Origin of the sequence: Paenibacillus sp. FSL R5-0407, from assembly GCF_038009185.1 — a bacterium.
Lineage (GTDB): Bacteria > Bacillota > Bacilli > Paenibacillales > Paenibacillaceae > Fontibacillus > Fontibacillus vini.
Genome location: NZ_JBBPAX010000001.1, coordinates 218,120 through 234,300, shown reverse-complemented (window position 1 = coordinate 234,300; position 16,181 = coordinate 218,120). Strand labels below are relative to the sequence as shown.

Sequence of the window (16,181 nt, the reverse complement as noted above, 5' to 3'; positions counted from 1 at the left end):
GTCTTAGACGATGAAATGGAGTTCTCGACATGAAAGAAACACACAATTTGAAGCAAAAGTACATTCAATTTCTCAAAATCCTGATTCCCATCCTGGTTACTCAAGTTACTATGTCATTGATGACCTTTTTTGATACGATGATGTCCGGCCATGCCAGTCCCGCCGATCTTGCCGGGGCTGCGATCGGGTCCAGCATCTGGATTCCGGTGCAAACCGGGCTTAGCGGAATTTTAATGGGGATTACGCCCATTGTCTCCCAGCTTGTCGGTGGCGGACAACAGAACAAAGTCGGATATCACGTGATGCAGGCGCTTTGGCTGGCTATCGCCGTCAGTGCCGCAGTCCTTCTCATAGGCGGGCTGGCCATCTCCCCGCTGCTGGGAAGTATGCAGCTTGAACCGAAAGTACATCATATCGCTTTTTATTTTCTCGTATCGATATCTACGGGCGTCCTCCCTCTATTCGGGTATATCGTAATCCGCTCCTTTATCGATTCGCTCGGCCAGACCCGAGTTTCCATGCTCATTACACTCGCCTCCCTTCCACTGAATGTTGGCGCCGGGTATATTCTGATCTTTGGACGGCTCGGATTTCCCCGGCTCGGCGGTATCGGATCGGGCATCGCTACAGCTTTCACCTATTGGTGTATCTTCCTGATAGCGTTATGGATCGCACATAAATCGGAACCGTTTGCCGGCTACGGCATTTTCCGTAAATTCCACCGGGTTTCGTTTGCGAAGTGGAAGGAATTGATGAAGATCGGCGTTCCGATCGGGTTCGCCATCTTTTTTGAGACCGCGGTGTTCGCTGCCGTAACTTTGCTGATGAGCCGGTTCGACACGCTTACAATCGCTGCGCATCAGGCCGCAAACAATTTCGCTTCCACACTGTACATGATTCCGTTAAGTATCTGCCTGGCTCTAACGATTCTCGTCGGGTATGAAGTCGGCGCGGGACGACAAAAGGATGCCAGACAGTACGGTATTCTGGGCATCAGCACCGCCGTGGCTCTCTCCTTGTTTACCGCCGTTATACTCATGCTGTTCCGCAGAGGGGTGGCCGGCCTGTATTCCAACGAAGAAGAGGTCATTGTGCTGATTACGCATTTCCTTGTCTATGCCATCTTTTTTCAAATTTCCGATGCGATCGCCACCCCGATCCAGGGCGTGCTCCGGGGTTACAAAGACGTCAATCCCGGCTTCTGGATCTCGTTGCTGGCTTATTGGATCATCGGGCTACCTCTGGGTTACGTCCTAGCGAATTTCACGAACCAGGGACCGTACGGATACTGGATAGGACTAATTACCGGACTTGGCGTGGCCGCTATCCTGCTTCTGCGGCGGTTGTTCGTGATACAGAAGAAGTTCTCCCGATCTCATGAACCATCATAAAAAAGGGCTGTTCCCGCGTCATAACAATCATGACGACGGGAACAGCCCTTTTACTTGTACATCTAAAGAATTAGCTGTAAAACCTACAGGTAATTCAGCGTTTGTTAGCCTTGGCGTGCAATTAACTGTATAACCTACAGCTATTTCCACGTTTTTACGGCTAAAGGGACCAATTCAGTTGAAATAACTGTAGTATTTACATCTAATTGGTCCAAGATTTCGAAGCATGAGTAATTTAACTGTAGTAAATCCAGTTAAATTAATTCAAGTTCTTCGCGTACTTTCTTATTGGGACAAACGCGATGCCAGCTCATACAAGTCCATATCGAACTCTTTCTTGGTGGCTACGACCTTCTCGATATCGGTCAGAATCATTTCTCCGCCGATCATGCCGCAGGCTTTGTTCGATTCGCCCGCGATCAGACTCCGTACGGCAAAGTCTCCCAAGCGGCTCGCCAAGTTACGGTCAAACGGCGTCGGCGATCCTCCGCGTTGAATATGTCCAAGCACGGTTGCGCGCGGCTCCAGGGAAGGTTGGCGCTCCTTGATGGCTTGTACGACTTCTTCGCCCTTGCCTACACCTTCGGCTACGATAACGATACTGTGTCTTTTGCCGTTATCGAAGTTTTGTCTCATCCGATCCGCTACCTCGTTCAAATCGAACGGCACTTCCGGTACCAGAATCGTTTCCGCTCCGGCAGCAAGGCCCGCATGGAGAGCGATATCCCCCGAATGACGACCCATAACTTCAACAACGGACGCGCGTTCATGGGATGACATCGTATCGCGCAATTTATTGACTGCATCCACTACGATGCCTACAGCCGTATCGAATCCAATCGTATAGTCCGTGAACGAAATATCATTATCGATCGTACCCGGCAGTCCCATCGTTTTGATTCCGAGTTTGCTCAGCTTCTCTGCGCCCTGGTAAGAACCGTCGCCGCCCATAACGACCAATCCGTCGATACCGCGGTCACGCAAAATTTGCGCGCCTTTTTGCTGGCCTTCCGGCGTTTTGAATTCCAGGCAGCGAGCCGATTGAAGGATCGTGCCTCCGCGTTGGATAATATCGCCTACGCTGCGGATATCCATGGAGAAAATATCGTTATTAAGCAATCCTTGATATCCGCGCTGAATCCCGAATACTTCCAGTCCGTAGTACAATCCACTGCGCACGACGGCACGTACCGCCGCGTTCATGCCTTGAGAATCTCCCCCACTGGTAAGAACTGCGATTTTTTTAACTGCTGACATGATGATTCCTCCTAAATGTTATTAAAGATGTTTGCGGATCCAACGGCTATTCACGAAGAAGAACAACCTCATGAGCGGGCTTCTTTTCATTAGACGCCTCGATACTTCACGAATCTCCTGCTGCTCGCTTACCTTTGGATCGGATAAGTACAGCGCCAGTAACCCTTCGATGATCATACGATGGAACGATGAAGCGGGAAGCCGCTTGATATCCCGGCGCGCTCCTTCCACGATGAAGGCAATCCGGTTAAGCATCGTTTCCTTATTCTCATAGTAACTGCAAAAATTCAAATCTCCGCCTACTTCATCTTCCTCCTGATCGATTAAATAATCGAGCATGATATGTAGTCCGCAAACATGGGGGAAATAGGCGTCATGAATAATTTCAGCGCTGCTGTCATCCAATTCGGGATTGCTGGCCGCCAGAAACAACATGAACACACCCAGCGTAGAGCCGGTAGCCGCGGCAAATTCATTCCACCGCAACTGAGGGGTACGATTACGATGCTGTTCCCACCAGCGAAGCAGCGCCGCTTCACGCAGACTCGGGTCAATATGCTTGTACACCTGCAAGTCGGTATACAGCCCGACCAAATCCAGAATATGCGGCTTGGCAGCGCGGTAACCGGGAAGCTGCTCAATGTTATCGCGGCAAGTCTGCACCAGGTGATGGAGATACCCGCCATCATCACTTTCTTCACGAAGCGCATAATAATCCTGCAACTCGCTGCTGGGATTAACCGCATCCAGCATACTCTGATGCAGAAGGCGAAAATCATCCGCATCCATGGAAGTACTTCGGTCACACAAATTGTCTAAATAGTCGCTGATCGTTTGAAAAGCTACGATAAGAGGGATCAATATCTCACGCTTGGCCAAATTAGCAGCGGCGTATACCGAACCGCCCTGGCAATGAAACTCTTTTGCCTTTATGCTGGCAAGCGCCTGTTTTCTAAGCTCGGGATCGGGAATCGAAGCCGCTTCCTGTCTCCAACCGTCCAGTTCCCTCCGGACATCCGGCAAAATGAACTTATAGACGCGGCTCATCAACCGGATCGGCTCTTTCGGAAACTGGTTTCGGCTTTGCTCTAGTTCAATCAATGGCCTGCCTCCGCTACGTTGTTAAAAATCGCATTATTAAAAAATCATTCTATATTATAATATGATCCAACTTTTTGTACAAATAAACAAAATCACAAGTGCCGTTTGACGGAAATCGAATGTTCGTCTTGGCTCGTACGGTACCAAATATGCAAATCATTAATCCGGCTGGCAAGTTCGGCGATTTCTCCGTTCAGTTCGCAGCTCAGGTCAAAATCTTCTTCTTCGTTCAAATTCGCCAGCTTGCCTTCAATTTCACGTTCCAGCTTTTTCACTTTAGTGGGAATCCGGCCGCGGGTATCCTCCCATTTTTCTATCATCGCCAGACGCTCGCTAAGCTGATAGTCTTCAAAAGGACGATCCAGCGAGGGGACGTGAATATCCAGCCTTTCATCATATACAAAGCAGGAATGACTCATGAACAATGCCTCCAACTTATTAGAATACGATTTAAACTGCCTATGCCTCACATTATACACAGAAGCGGCGCAGAATCTAAACCCTTTTTCAATAGACTATGCTATACTTATCACTATCTTTTGCATATGTCAGAGATTATTGCAAAATTATCGGAACGGAGTCTGCGAAATTTATGAGATCTTCTACATCGGCCCGGCCTGAGCTTCCATGGCTGCGGGCCTTTACTTTTACCATATTCGGTACGAGTGTCCTTGTTTCATCGTACTTCCCGCTTTTTTATTCCCAGTTGGGCTTCTCCAGCAGCCAAATCGGGCTTTTGTACGCACTTGGTCCCATGATATCCCTTGTGGCGAACTTGCTGTGGAGCGTCGCAAGCGACAAATACAGGACCATTAAAAAAATCATGCTCATTTTGCTGATCGGACAAATCATCATGAGCGCCGTGTTATCGGTATCCACCAAGTTTTCCGTCATCGTGCTCGTCATTACGATATTTTATTTCTTCTTTTACCCGGTATTTCCGTTGTCCGACACCATCGCCATCAACGCCGCCAAACGGCATAACAAGAACTTTATTACCGTGCGGATTTTCGGGTCTATCGGTTATGCGTTTTTCGCTCTGTTCATTGGCTATGTCCTCTCCGTGATCGGCTCCTCTCAAACGATGTGGGTAGCGATCGGGATCGCGGCCATCGCGCTGGCGATTACCTTGTTCATTAAGGACCAGGACAGCCCGGTCGCCAAAATGGACATGTCGGGGATCTGGGGCATCCTGAAGCAAAAAGAGCTGCTCTGGTTTTTCGGGTGCGTCTTCTCCCTGGCCATCGCCGTGCGGATGAACGATGCTTTTCTGACAGTCACGTTAAATAATCTGGGAGCTAGCGAGAACATCATCGGCTGGTCACAGCTCGCCTCCTCGATGTCGGAAATTCCGATCTTCTTGTTATTGAGCCTTTATGGGGAAAAAATCAAGGAGCTTCCGCTGCTCGTCTTCGCCAGTCTGATGTTCGCCACCCGGTTCCTGCTGGTCGGCATTGCGGATTCGGCAGGCATGATCGTTGCGATTCAGCTGCTGCACAGCGTGTCGTTCGGCGTATTCTATGTCACCTCCATCCGGATGTTGACCCGGTTGATTCCGGACCATTACCGGGCAACAGGGATGGCGCTTTACACCATCGTCTGGTCGAGCGCCTCCGGCCTGCTGAGCGGCACCTTCGGCGGCGTCATCTTCGAAGAGTTCGGACGCCACAACTTCTACATCGTCGCCATGTCATTCGCGCTGTTTGCCTCCCTCGGCTTTGCGAGCCGGTATTTCTATCGGGGCCCGCGGGTGAAGCCAGTTGCTGGAGCAGGGGCCCAGCTATCTGCGGCACAAGCGGCTACCGCCGCTTCGGCTGAGGAAGAGAGTGTGGGAAAGTAAGTTGCTGCTGATTGAGTTAGTTCCGCAAGTTCGCTAATTCGCTGTTCGCTAGTTCGCCTGTCTCTAACGGACACCACGGCCCTTAATCCCCCGTATTTTGCAGTTTTTCGATTTTAACGGACACAGCCGCCTCTAACCATCTGAATTGTAGGTGAAATTAGCTCATATCCACCATTTAAGGTCTCTGGTGTCCGTTAGATTTCAAAATACTCAAAAAAGCAGGCAGTAACGGCTCCTATGTCCGTTAGATGGGATGTATAGCATGGAGTACCGCGAAAGGCAATTAAAATATACTATTACCAAGAAAACCTTGAATTGCACTAGGCAAATCAAGGTTTCTCAATTTTATCTTTTAAAGATGAAATTCATCTTTATTAAGCGCTTTGTCCTCATACGTCCCTTCCATTACTTACTACTACTCACTTCCAAATCACCTATCACCATTGTCTTCATTATCTTATCCGGTAGGCTTTGTTTATTTTCATTAAAAAGCATTAAAAACATAGGTACAAGAAATAACAAATCGACTATACGAGTGAGATCCCTTAAGAGAATTCGATATTTAGGCAATTCTTTGTTATTCAAACAAACAATTTTTAGCTTAAACAGAATTTTACCGATCGATCTACCGGCGATCAGATCCATAATAATAAAATATGAAATAATAATAATTGCATATGTAAGGGTAATAAAGATTTGACTTTTCATAATAAAGAAAAACTCAGGATATGTAAACGTAAGTAAGATTAATAAGGGAGCAAAAAGAAATCCCGATAAAATAACATCAACTTGAAAAGCAAGATATCTTTTTAAATAATACATTTCCCCACTCCTGTTTTTTAAAACAATTTAGAGCGTGAAGACTAGCTCCATGCCCATATACTCCAGTATTCGACTCTTATAAACTTCTAGAGTATAAAGTTAGCCCTAGTCATACACCAAAAAATAAATCGTCCGTATAATACGTTCCTTCGCCATTAGATTCATGACTTTCAATGCCTATTTGAACAACAGCCTTAACCGCATTCTCTATTCAAAAGAAGAACCTCTTGAGCCACAGCCTTAAGAGATTCTTCTTATAATTTTTAAATTCTCCCATATGCCTTCAGCGTCTTCAAATTTTCCACGGTCAGCCAGCCCCGCCATTCCTGGTGCCCGGCGGTACTGACGGCCGGAAACGAGATGTCCCATCCGCCGTCCTCCAGCTGATTGCCGATCATCCAGTCGAGATGCAGGTTAAGTTCCTCTGACTGAATCAACTTGGAAGCATAGGAGTCGGGAGACGGTGCATAATCCAGCACCTTGTGCACATAGCCTTCGGCGTGGGGGTTCTTCTCGATCCCGTTCGGACCGGCCAGCCATTCATCGAGCACCCTCCGATTCTTCCAACCCCGATCATCTGCTTCTAGCCCCTCCACATTCCCCAAGAAGGACATCCACTGAGCCGCATCATGAAAATCGCCGGGGACAGAATCCTCGAGACAATTCCACAGGAAGGAGATGTTTTTTGCGAACCAGTCTTCGTTCAAAAAGTCGGTCCGTACTCGCTGTCCCAATAGCATTCCGATGATGCTGCCCGTAGGGTTGAGCGAAGGAATTCCATCTTGCTCCGTAGTCCACCACGGGGCATGGGGATAATCGTTGACCTTTGTCGTGGCTCTGGGAAGTCCTCCGTTGTCCAGCGTAATTCCTTTCAGATAGGAAAGCACTCCATCCATGATGTCACTATCCCAGCCTTCGACTTCCTTGATGACCATTAAAGCGATCTCTGTCGTGACCGGCTGGCTTTGCGGACAGCGCATATCCGGCTCAAGCGCATTCCCGAAGCCGCCGTCTGTATTCTGATAAGGGAGCAGCGCATTCAGCACCTGTTCTTTGCTTCCATTCTCAAAATGATAGGCAAAGCGCATCCGATCCAGCAGCCTAGCACTGCTATATATAAATTTGCGGGCTTGTTCAAGTACTTCCGTTGGTTTGTGATCCGCCATTTCAACCCCTCTTTCACTATTAAAGTGGTATCCCATTGTATCTCAGTATCGCATGATGCTTCGAATCATAAACTTCCCTTACTGCCGAAATGGCTTCATCACGACGCGCCGCGACCTCTTCCTCCGGCAAATCCAGAATGATGTCTTCGATATCGTAGTCTTTGAATCCCCAATGACCGGTTACCGCACCCTGAAACACTCCGTCAACCAACAAGTACTGCAGTACTTCGCGGCCCTCGTATCGCTTCTTAAGCTCATCTAATTCGGTACGAACGAGAAAATCCGACTTGTCCAGCATCCATATTCTTTTCGGAACAGACGAAGGATCACTACCTGCGGCAAGCCGGTCAGTCAAAATAGGATCCCCCTCACAGATCACGCCTGCGCCCCAGCCTTCCACTTCGGTTCTAATCATTCGTCCCTGCTCCACAAGTCCTTCAACAAGAGCACGGATCTGCTTCCCCGTCCAGCCGCTCCAGCTTTTCATCTGGGCTTCCGTTGCAAACACCATACCTTCCGTAAAACGCAGCACGACTTCTTCCATCGCTTGAAGGCGGCTCTCCGGATCTCCCGGAATTTCAAACCATTCCCCGGCAAAATCCAGCCAACCCGTATCCCAATCAGTATCGGTTTGCTGTTCGTAAAGGATAAACGCCTTTTGGAGTTCCTCCAGCGCTTTGCCGATATCTCCCGCCCGGTAAGGAAGCTCCTCCTTTAACTGGTCTTTGGATAATCCTCCCGATTCTTGAATCAGCGCCAAAATCTCTTGGTGGATATTTCCCGACCGGGTCATTTTTTTCTTGAACGCCGTCGCATACAGCTTCAAATCCTCCTCCAGCACGTAAGCGATACGTCCGCCCTGAAAACGTGCCTTTACCAGTTCCCCCCGTTCCCGGATGGCCGACGATACCCCAAAATCAGGATAGACCGTACGATGAACGAGCCGAGGAGGGTCTCCCGGACGGGTAAAATGAACCGGAGCGACCGGCTGCAGCCTACGGAACAATGTCTTGTAGGCATCCTCATCCCCCGGACTGACGAGCGGGTGCGCAAGCCCCTGTCTTTTTAGCCGTTCAGCCAAAATAATGCCTTGCTTCCAATTCTCCAACCTGCTTCCTCCTTAAGCTTCGTATCTTTCCATCAGGTCCGTTGCCTGTTGCCTTAATAGGTCCCGCAGCAAGCGAGGTTCAAGCACCTCCGCATCCAAACCGAGACGAAAGAAAAAAGAAATCGCCCAATTCCATTCCGAAGGCGGGCAATCAAAGCCAACCTCCCATTCTTCGTCACTCGTCTGTCTGACAAAATGCCCGATGTCGGGATCCTGCTCCGCCTGAAGCGCTCCCCGATAAGTAAGCTTGGCGAGTATTCGAACCGCCTGTCCAGAGGATGCGTTACCGTTGCCAACGGATTCCTGCCGTGCCGCCGTACCTTCCAAACCCGCGGCTTCCTCAGGGGTCAACGCAGCCAACTCCTCGATCCGGTCTACCCGGAAGGTCCGCGTTTCTTCGTGCTGGTGAGAATAAGCCTCGCAATACCAAAAGCCGTGCGCCGCATATATCCGGGCGGGACGTAAATCAAGATAGCGCCGGTAGTTTTGCGAACGGTACAGCACATGCAACCAGGCACCTTCTGCCGCATATTTCATCAGCGCATTTAAATGCGGAGTCCTTGTGGGGCGATTCGGCACTTCCAGACCGATATGCGCAAGCCAAGGCGCGATTTCACCTAAAGTTTGCTCCGGCAGAGCGGACCGGATTTTGTCCGTCACCGTCCATCTTGCCTGCTGAAACGGTCCGTCGCTGTATTTGGTCATCCCGTCCAAGGCCAGCAGCAGCGTTAGCGCCTCGTCGGCGGTAAGCTGTAGGGGCGCAAGCCGATAACCGTCCATAAGGCGATAGCCCCCTCCCGGACCGGATACGGCATACAGCGGTACCCCCATTTCAGATAGGGCCTGCATATCGCGCAGCACCGTCCGTTTGGATACCTCCAGCTTGTCCGCCAACGACTTCGCGGTCTCCGCCCGCTGTTGAAGCGCCATTACAATCGCCATCATCCGGTCCATTCGCTTCATTACTGTTCAGTTCCTCCCGCTCAATTTCACCTTACCATGGCATTGGTGACAACTGACTGTCACTAATTTTTGAAGGTTATTCCTAATACTCTTCTCCAAATATTTTCCGATTCCTTTTGAGGCTCGAAACAGATCCGCCAACGCGCCGGGCAGCAGCTCGAGTCAATTTTCTTATGTATGGATTGGATTTTTTCCAATAAAAAAGTTTAATTTAGCCGAATTCCGCGCTCTGGTTGGATAATTTCCAATAAAAATCCCGCAAATGCCTCCCTCTGCCGAAAATAATGCCTTTTCATTGGAATTTATCCAATGATCCCGACAGGGACCTGGATTAAGAGCATTCTCATTGGAAATTCTCCAATCACCCTAATCAATCACATCACCAAACACACCAATCACTCATATCACCCAAATTACTCCAATCAAAGCTCATTGGTACCGCTCCTTCCACAACCATCCACATATATCCACAACAATCTGCAACCATCTCAAACACCTTTTCACCCGCCATTCCAACCCTTCCGGTAGATGCAAAAAAAACACAGCCCAAAAGAGCTGTGTTCTTCATTATCGTGCTTGGAACCAAACTTTATAAGTGATCCGGTAACCCGGAAGAGGTCTTATAATTTGATTACGTTAGCAGCTTGAGGACCACGGTTGCCGTCAGTGATTTCGAACTCAACAGCTTGGCCTTCTTCTAGAGTTTTGAAACCGTCGCCTTGAATCGCGGAGAAATGAACGAATACGTCTTCGCCGCCTTCAACTTGGATGAAGCCATAGCCTTTTTCTGCGTTAAACCATTTAACTGTACCTTTCAAATGAACAACCTCCTAAAAATAATCGTCATCATTGACGAATACCCATATTATACTCTATGACCCATGACAATGCAACGTGTCATTTTCCCCAAAGTTTCCCCGCCATTTCTTTCATGAAGTGCCTATAATCATTTGCTTTCCTTAAGGGGGTGAGTTATCATTTTACATAAAAATATTTCATTTAAGCAGAACAATTTGACATCTTGATTTTGCAAATGAAGAAGCCAAAGATCGGAGCCATTGCCATGATCAAAAAACACGAAATATACAAAACAGACAAGTGGAATATGATGACTGTGGAAGTACAGGGAAAATACATCATTTTACGCGAAATTTCCGACCAGTGGGGCGAAGAAACCCATACTTTTCTCAGTCGTCCGGCATTGATGCAATGGGCGCAGAACCGTTTTCCCAAGGAGGAATTCGCCGGCAAGGAAGAAGAATGGCATGACATCATGAACGCCTTCAAGCAGGTCTAAGCCCTGCACCGCGCCAAAAACACAAGAGAGATGGAGCCAAGTCATGGACAGTTCTAACCTGCTAATTTTCATTATTTGCGCGTTTGCATTGGGAGTCGTACTTATATTGACCAAGAACAGTATCCCTCCAAAACTGCGGCGCGGCTATGCCATTACTGCCCTCGTGATGGTCGTAATTGCGTTCTTTTTATTGGTTTACAGTTTTTATAATATGGGCCGGTGAAATGGTAAATAACAGCGGACGACAAAGGGTATGATAGGACAATGTCTCTATTTTTCAAGGGAGGTTTCCTATTTAAATATGCAAAGACCCCGTCTGCTCCATTTGCTGTTGACCGTTTGCGTCATGGCTACCGCCTTGCCGAGTGCGGCCGCAGCCGGTCATCCGGCAGCTGCCGGTTCAGTTTACCCAAACCAAAGGAGGATTCCGATGAGCACATTACCGAAACGTTCCGAAGTCCAAACCGAGAATACATGGAAGCTGGAAGACATGTTCCCTGATCAAAAAGCCTGGGACACGGCCCTTGAAGGACTGAAACAGCAGAAGAATAAAGTAGCCGATTACGAAGGCAAGCTGGATAATCCCCAGAGCGTCAAAGCTATTTTTGCCCTGGAGGATGAAATCTCGCAAAACCTGGAGCGGCTGTATGTGTATGCCCATTTGAACCATGACCAGGATACGACAAACCCTACATACCAGGCGCTGACGCAAAAGGCCAAGAAACTGAACGTGGAAATCGGCGAAGCGCTGTCCTTTATTACGCCGGAAATCCTTTCCCTGCCTGAGAGCGAGCTGGATGCCCTGATCGACAATCCCGAGCTGGCGGATTACAAATTTACGCTGCAGGAAATCAAGCGGGAAAAAGCGCATGTCCTGAGCAAAACCGAAGAGGCGTTGCTGGCCCAGGTCGGTAACTTATCGCAAGCGCCTCAGCATATTTTCGGCATGATCAACAATGCGGATATCAAGTTCCCGAAGATCGAGGACGAGAACGGAAAAGAAGTGGAGCTTACACACGGCAGCTACATTCAATTCCTTGAAAATCCGAACCGTGATGTACGCCGCCGTGCCTTCAAGGCGGTCTACGAAACTTACGGCAAGCAAAAAAATACGATTGCGGCTACTTTGAGCGCCAACGTCAACAAAAACATGTTCTACTCCAAAGTACGCAAATATCCTTCGGTTCTCGAAATGTCCCTGTATGGCGACAACATTCCGAAGGAAGTTTACACCAACCTCATTGACACGGTGCACGAGAGCCTTCCGTTGCTCCACCGCTATATGAAACTGCGCAAAAAACTGCTCGGCGTCGACGAGCTTCATATGTATGACCTTTTTGCCCCTCTCGTGGAAGAGTATAAATGGGACATCACTTATGAGGATGCCAAAAAAATGGTGGAAGAGGGCTTGAAGCCGCTTGGGGATAACTATCTCAGCGTGCTGAAGGACGGCTTCGACAACCGCTGGATCGACGTTTACGAGAACGAAGGCAAACGGACCGGCGCCTACAGCTGGGGCGCTTACGGAACGCATCCATACGTGCTTTTGAACCATAAGGACAACTTGAACAGCATGTTCACGCTGGCCCATGAAATGGGTCATGCACTGCATTCGTATTTTTCCGACGAAGCCTTGAAGTACCGGGACGCGCAGTACACTATCTTCCTGGCGGAAGTAGCCTCGACGACGAATGAAGCGCTGCTGATGGATTACCTGCTTAAGCATTCGACCGATCCGAAGCAAAAAATGTACCTGCTCACCTATTACGCCGATCAATTCCGGACCACCCTGTTCCGGCAGACGATGTTCGCGGAATTCGAAAAGCTTATCCATGAACGGGCTGAAGCGGGCGAATCGCTCACACCGCAGGAACTGTCTTCCATCTACTACGATCTCAACTTGAAATACCACGGTAAAGAGATGACCGTAGATCAGGATATCGAAATGGAATGGGCGCGGATTCCCCACTTCTATACGAGCTTCTATGTGTACAAATACGCCACCGGTTTCTCCGCGGCCACCAGCTTCTCGAAACAGATTCTGGAAGAAGGCCAGCCGGCGATCGACCGTTATCTCGGTTTCCTGAAGAGCGGCGGAAGCGACTATTCGATCAATATCCTGAGCAAGGCCGGCGTGGATATGTCCACCCCGCAACCGGTCCGCGAAGCGATGAGCGTGTTCGAAGACATCATTGAACAAATGGAGAATTTGACGAAATAAAGTTGGCTTTAACAGAGAATCCCTTGCTCCTTGCGGGCAAGGGATTTTATACTGTCATAAGAAGGAGGTGTTCCTCGTCATGAAAATTCAATGGTCCTTAATTTTAGCCATGGTTTTTGCGCTAATTACCGCAGTTTTCGCCGTAATCAATGTCGATCCCGTGCCCGTGAATCTGCTCTTCGGCTCGATCAGCCTTCCCTTGATCCTGTTGATCCTGGGCTCCACGCTGCTCGGCGGCATTATTGTCGGAGCCTTCGGCATTTATCGCGGCTACCGACTGCAAAGAGAAATAAAGACACTGAATGCAAAGCTCGTACATATCCAGGAGGCTACGGGGTATGTTTTTCCGGAACCTGCAACCGCGGCCGTACCGGCTGAAGATACGACTCCACTCCAAGACTAACTTACCTACACGAATTCATAGGAGGCTTATCCATGAACATTCAACCCAATGAGACTTATATTTTGGAATTACTGAAAAAATTGCTCGATACCCCCAGCCCAAGCGGATTTACCCGGGAAGTCATGAACCTGGTACGCGAAGAAGCGGAAGCATTGGGCGTACCGTTCTCGCAAAATGAAAAAGGCGGAGCATTACTGACCCTGAAAGGCAGCGACTCTTCACGCAAGATCGCGATCAGCGCCCATGTCGATACGCTCGGAGCCATGGTCCGCGCCGTCAATTCGAACGGGACGCTTGCGATCACATCCGTCGGCGGCTTTATGATGAACAGTATCGAGAACGAGTACTGCCAAATTCACACCCGCGGCGGCAAAGTCTACACCGGGACGATTCTGTCGTCCCATCCCTCCGTCCATGTGTACAGCGACGCGCGGGACTTCAAGCGCGAGGAACGGAACATGGAGGTGCGTATCGACGAGCTCGTGGAGAACAAGGACGATGTGCTGAAGCTGGGCATCTCGGTGGGGGACTTCATTTCCTTCGACGCCCGGGCGGTAATCACGCCTAGCGGCTATGTGAAGTCCCGTCACCTGGATGACAAGGCCAGCGTCGCCGCGCTGTTCGGCTTGCTGGAATCCAGCAAGCGCGAAGGCTGGACGCCGAAGCACGATCTTGTATTCCTCATCTCCAACTATGAGGAAGTCGGTCATGGGGCGTCCTGGATCCCGGACGGCGTCCATGAAATGATCGCCGTCGATATGGGCGCGATGGGCGATAACTTGAGCTGTAAGGAGACCGATGTCTCCATCTGCGCGAAAGACTCCACCGGTCCTTATGACTATGATATGACCGGCCGGTTGATCGAGCTGGCAAAAGGGCTGGACATCGCCTTTGCGGTGGATATTTATCCGCATTATGGCTCGGACGCCTCTGCCGCACTCCACGGCGGCCATAACATCCGGGCCGCTCTGATTGGTCCAGGCGTGCATGCCTCGCACGCGATGGAAAGAACGCACAAGCAGGCGATTCTCAATACGACCAGACTGCTGGCCGCTTATGTTGCCGGCTAATGCTACGACGGTAAGAAGCCGCTGGCCCTTGGCAGCTTCGGCCGCGGCACTGCTCGCGTTATGTGTGATCGGGATGCTGGCCTGGGGACGGAGCTATTTGCTGCCCCACCCTTACACCTATCATAAGGCTATCGCTAGCAGCGGTCTCGAGATCCACGCAATGGCCGTTAAGCCTGAGCGGATCGAGCTTCGAGCCGCGGATCGGCCGCTGCGCGATTACCGTGTGTACGGTATCAACGGCGGCTTCTTCTACCAGGACACCGTTTTGTCTATCGCAGTGAACGGAGATGAGCCGGTGAAAGGACAGGCGGGCGAATACGGCTCCGGCTGGTTCAACGCCAAATACGCCCGCGGTACGTTGGTTTGGGACGAAGCCGCTGACAGATTCTCTGTCCAAGTCGCCTCGTCCGCCGACGAGCTGCAGGTGCAGGACCGCAGCCGGTATTTTGCCCAAGGCGGTGTCAGCATGAATCTGGGCGATGAGAACGCCTGGGAGGAAGCTATGCTCCGCGAGCATCTGCCTAACCCTGACGAACGGCGCCTCCGCTCCGGCCTCGTATACGACGACGCTGGGCTTCTGTGGCTGATCGTAACGCCGGACCGGTGTACCGCTGCCGAGTTTCGCTCGGCGATTCTTGAAGTGATTGCGCCCGGCTCCGCCAAAGAAGGTATTTTTCTGGACGGCGACGGCTCCGCTCAATTGAAATCCGCCGAAGTATCGCTGTACGGTGATTCACGAGATCTGCAGCAGATTATCGTGATCCATTGATAGCTATAACTCTGTAGCTGGCTCTCGGCTAATTACTTGCTTAAACCGCTCGTTAAATCGGGCGGTTTTTTTGTGTTCTTAAATTGTCTTACCTTGGCCATTCTTCCAGGTTCGCTGTTCTGCTAACACGGGCACTCAATCCATAACGGATTCGTTCGCATCAAAATATATCCAGTTGTTATATATAACACAGCTTCTTGAATACCTAATTTGTTAAAGTTTGTATATAAAGCTTTATCATAAAACTTTCTTCGAACCCGAGAAAGGTCGTGTTTTTCACATGAATGACAGTGACCCTCCAGGCCAGGACGCCGTAAATGAAATTTGCGAGTCTACCTTGGCCATAGCCCATCATATGGGCCGATTATTTTTTAATGAAGGCGATTCAGTCTTGCCCAGCAAGTTCTTCATACTTCTGACGGTTTCCCGGGGCGGACCCTGCATGGTCACTCAAATCGCCGACCGGGTAGGCCTCTCTTCCAGTGCCAACACGATCGCGGTGAATAAACTGGACAAGGAAGGTCTATTGAAGCGGGTCAAAGACAAACAGGACAAACGAATTTGCTGGATTGAAATCACCCCGGCCGGCCAATCGGCCCTGGCTGAAATGATCGCAAAACGCAACCTTGTATTTCAAAATATTCTAGATGATTTTTCGGATGAGCACCTGACTATATTTTTGAGGTCGCTGAGGGTGATTCAGGAGAAGTTTACTACGGGTTACACGCAGCACCCGCTGCAAATGCAAAGTCAATCTTTATGAGATTAGGTGA

Annotated in this window: 17 protein-coding genes; 9 read left to right on the top strand and 8 right to left on the bottom strand. The window is 49.7% G+C overall.

The annotated features are described in order from the left end of the window. Positions 1-29: 29 nt before the first annotated feature. Entirely contained in the window at positions 30-1,391 is a 1,362-nt protein-coding gene (locus tag NYE70_RS01120) for an MATE family efflux transporter (RefSeq protein ID WP_211021077.1), read from the top strand. 285 nt (positions 1,392-1,676) lie between these two features. Here the strand turns inward: NYE70_RS01120 and pfkA are convergent, their stop codons facing one another. The 3 genes from pfkA to NYE70_RS01105 all read right to left on the bottom strand — a co-directional run bounded on the left by pfkA (position 1,677) and on the right by NYE70_RS01105 (position 4,168). Continuing rightward, complete coding sequence (pfkA, locus tag NYE70_RS01115; protein WP_211021076.1) at positions 1,677-2,648, bottom strand: 6-phosphofructokinase; 972 nt, start codon at positions 2,646-2,648, stop codon at positions 1,677-1,679. Between the two features lie 21 nt (positions 2,649-2,669). Further along, a complete protein-coding gene (locus NYE70_RS01110) occupies positions 2,670-3,695 on the bottom strand; it encodes a tetraprenyl-beta-curcumene synthase family protein (protein WP_445323822.1) in 1,026 nt (341 codons plus the stop codon). Positions 3,696-3,841: 146 nt separating this feature from the next. Continuing rightward, a complete protein-coding gene (locus tag NYE70_RS01105; protein ID WP_211021074.1) occupies positions 3,842-4,168 on the bottom strand; it encodes a hypothetical protein in 327 nt (108 codons plus the stop codon). A 173-nt stretch (positions 4,169-4,341) separates the two neighbouring features. Between NYE70_RS01105 and NYE70_RS01100 the strand changes: the two genes are divergently transcribed. Next, positions 4,342-5,589, top strand: a complete 1,248-nt coding sequence (locus tag NYE70_RS01100; protein WP_290407485.1) for an MFS transporter — start codon at positions 4,342-4,344, stop codon at positions 5,587-5,589. 405 nt (positions 5,590-5,994) lie between these two features. Here the strand turns inward: NYE70_RS01100 and NYE70_RS01095 are convergent, their stop codons facing one another. From NYE70_RS01095 to NYE70_RS01075, 5 genes are all read right to left on the bottom strand, one after another. After that, positions 5,995-6,411, bottom strand: a complete 417-nt coding sequence (locus NYE70_RS01095) for an RDD family protein (RefSeq protein WP_341044759.1) — start codon at positions 6,409-6,411, stop codon at positions 5,995-5,997. A 263-nt stretch (positions 6,412-6,674) separates the two neighbouring features. Then, positions 6,675-7,577 carry a hypothetical protein gene (locus NYE70_RS01090; RefSeq protein WP_341044758.1) on the bottom strand — a complete coding sequence of 301 codons (903 nt, stop codon included), beginning with the start codon at positions 7,575-7,577 and terminating at the stop codon, positions 6,675-6,677. A gap of 19 nt (positions 7,578-7,596) precedes the next feature. Continuing rightward, the gene (locus tag NYE70_RS01085; RefSeq protein ID WP_341044757.1) at positions 7,597-8,685 is read right to left on the bottom strand and encodes a DNA glycosylase AlkZ-like family protein; all 1,089 of its coding nucleotides are present in this window, start codon (positions 8,683-8,685) and stop codon (positions 7,597-7,599) included. Between the two features lie 12 nt (positions 8,686-8,697). Beyond that, entirely contained in the window at positions 8,698-9,648 is a 951-nt protein-coding gene (locus NYE70_RS01080) for a helix-turn-helix transcriptional regulator (RefSeq protein WP_213654786.1), read from the bottom strand. Between the two features lie 620 nt (positions 9,649-10,268). Then, entirely contained in the window at positions 10,269-10,466 is a 198-nt protein-coding gene (locus tag NYE70_RS01075) for a cold shock domain-containing protein (RefSeq protein ID WP_018750471.1), read from the bottom strand. A gap of 245 nt (positions 10,467-10,711) precedes the next feature. On the opposite strand from NYE70_RS01075, the gene NYE70_RS01070 reads away from it, so the two are divergent. The 7 genes from NYE70_RS01070 (at position 10,712) to NYE70_RS01040 (ending at position 16,171) form a co-directional block, all read left to right on the top strand. Continuing rightward, complete coding sequence (locus NYE70_RS01070; RefSeq protein ID WP_290407490.1) at positions 10,712-10,945, top strand: hypothetical protein; 234 nt, start codon at positions 10,712-10,714, stop codon at positions 10,943-10,945. A gap of 43 nt (positions 10,946-10,988) precedes the next feature. Then, positions 10,989-11,168 (top strand): hypothetical protein, encoded by a 180-nt coding sequence (locus NYE70_RS01065; protein ID WP_290407491.1) that lies wholly within the window; start codon positions 10,989-10,991, stop codon positions 11,166-11,168. A gap of 207 nt (positions 11,169-11,375) precedes the next feature. Further along, positions 11,376-13,166: an oligoendopeptidase F gene (pepF, locus tag NYE70_RS01060; protein WP_211021494.1), complete on the top strand. Its 1,791-nt coding sequence runs from the start codon at positions 11,376-11,378 to the stop codon at positions 13,164-13,166. A 79-nt stretch (positions 13,167-13,245) separates the two neighbouring features. After that, a complete protein-coding gene (locus tag NYE70_RS01055) occupies positions 13,246-13,569 on the top strand; it encodes a LapA family protein (RefSeq protein ID WP_211021067.1) in 324 nt (107 codons plus the stop codon). Between the two features lie 32 nt (positions 13,570-13,601). Continuing rightward, on the top strand, positions 13,602-14,639 hold the full coding sequence (locus tag NYE70_RS01050) for a M42 family metallopeptidase (RefSeq protein WP_341044756.1): 1,038 nt from the start codon (positions 13,602-13,604) through the stop codon (positions 14,637-14,639). Continuing rightward, entirely contained in the window at positions 14,626-15,408 is a 783-nt protein-coding gene (locus NYE70_RS01045; RefSeq protein ID WP_211021065.1) for a hypothetical protein, read from the top strand. The genes NYE70_RS01050 and NYE70_RS01045 overlap by 14 nt, the downstream gene beginning before the upstream one ends. A 280-nt stretch (positions 15,409-15,688) precedes the next feature. Then, the gene (locus tag NYE70_RS01040; protein WP_341044755.1) at positions 15,689-16,171 is read left to right on the top strand and encodes a MarR family winged helix-turn-helix transcriptional regulator; all 483 of its coding nucleotides are present in this window, start codon (positions 15,689-15,691) and stop codon (positions 16,169-16,171) included. Positions 16,172-16,181 lie beyond the last annotated feature (10 nt).

Coding starts and splice junctions, on each gene's coding strand:
- NYE70_RS01120 (WP_211021077.1), top strand. CDS start 30: ATGAAAGAAACACACAATTTGAAGCAAAAGTACATTCAATTTCTCAAA.
- pfkA (WP_211021076.1), bottom strand. CDS start 2,648: ATGTCAGCAGTTAAAAAAATCGCAGTTCTTACCAGTGGGGGAGATTCT.
- NYE70_RS01110 (WP_445323822.1), bottom strand. CDS start 3,695: ATGAGCCGCGTCTATAAGTTCATTTTGCCGGATGTCCGGAGGGAACTG.
- NYE70_RS01105 (WP_211021074.1), bottom strand. CDS start 4,168: ATGAGTCATTCCTGCTTTGTATATGATGAAAGGCTGGATATTCACGTC.
- NYE70_RS01100 (WP_290407485.1), top strand. CDS start 4,342: ATGAGATCTTCTACATCGGCCCGGCCTGAGCTTCCATGGCTGCGGGCC.
- NYE70_RS01095 (WP_341044759.1), bottom strand. CDS start 6,411: ATGTATTATTTAAAAAGATATCTTGCTTTTCAAGTTGATGTTATTTTA.
- NYE70_RS01090 (WP_341044758.1), bottom strand. CDS start 7,577: ATGGCGGATCACAAACCAACGGAAGTACTTGAACAAGCCCGCAAATTT.
- NYE70_RS01080 (WP_213654786.1), bottom strand. CDS start 9,648: ATGAAGCGAATGGACCGGATGATGGCGATTGTAATGGCGCTTCAACAG.
- NYE70_RS01070 (WP_290407490.1), top strand. CDS start 10,712: ATGATCAAAAAACACGAAATATACAAAACAGACAAGTGGAATATGATG.
- NYE70_RS01065 (WP_290407491.1), top strand. CDS start 10,989: ATGGACAGTTCTAACCTGCTAATTTTCATTATTTGCGCGTTTGCATTG.
- pepF (WP_211021494.1), top strand. CDS start 11,376: ATGAGCACATTACCGAAACGTTCCGAAGTCCAAACCGAGAATACATGG.
- NYE70_RS01055 (WP_211021067.1), top strand. CDS start 13,246: ATGAAAATTCAATGGTCCTTAATTTTAGCCATGGTTTTTGCGCTAATT.
- NYE70_RS01050 (WP_341044756.1), top strand. CDS start 13,602: ATGAACATTCAACCCAATGAGACTTATATTTTGGAATTACTGAAAAAA.
- NYE70_RS01045 (WP_211021065.1), top strand. CDS start 14,626: ATGTTGCCGGCTAATGCTACGACGGTAAGAAGCCGCTGGCCCTTGGCA.
- NYE70_RS01040 (WP_341044755.1), top strand. CDS start 15,689: ATGAATGACAGTGACCCTCCAGGCCAGGACGCCGTAAATGAAATTTGC.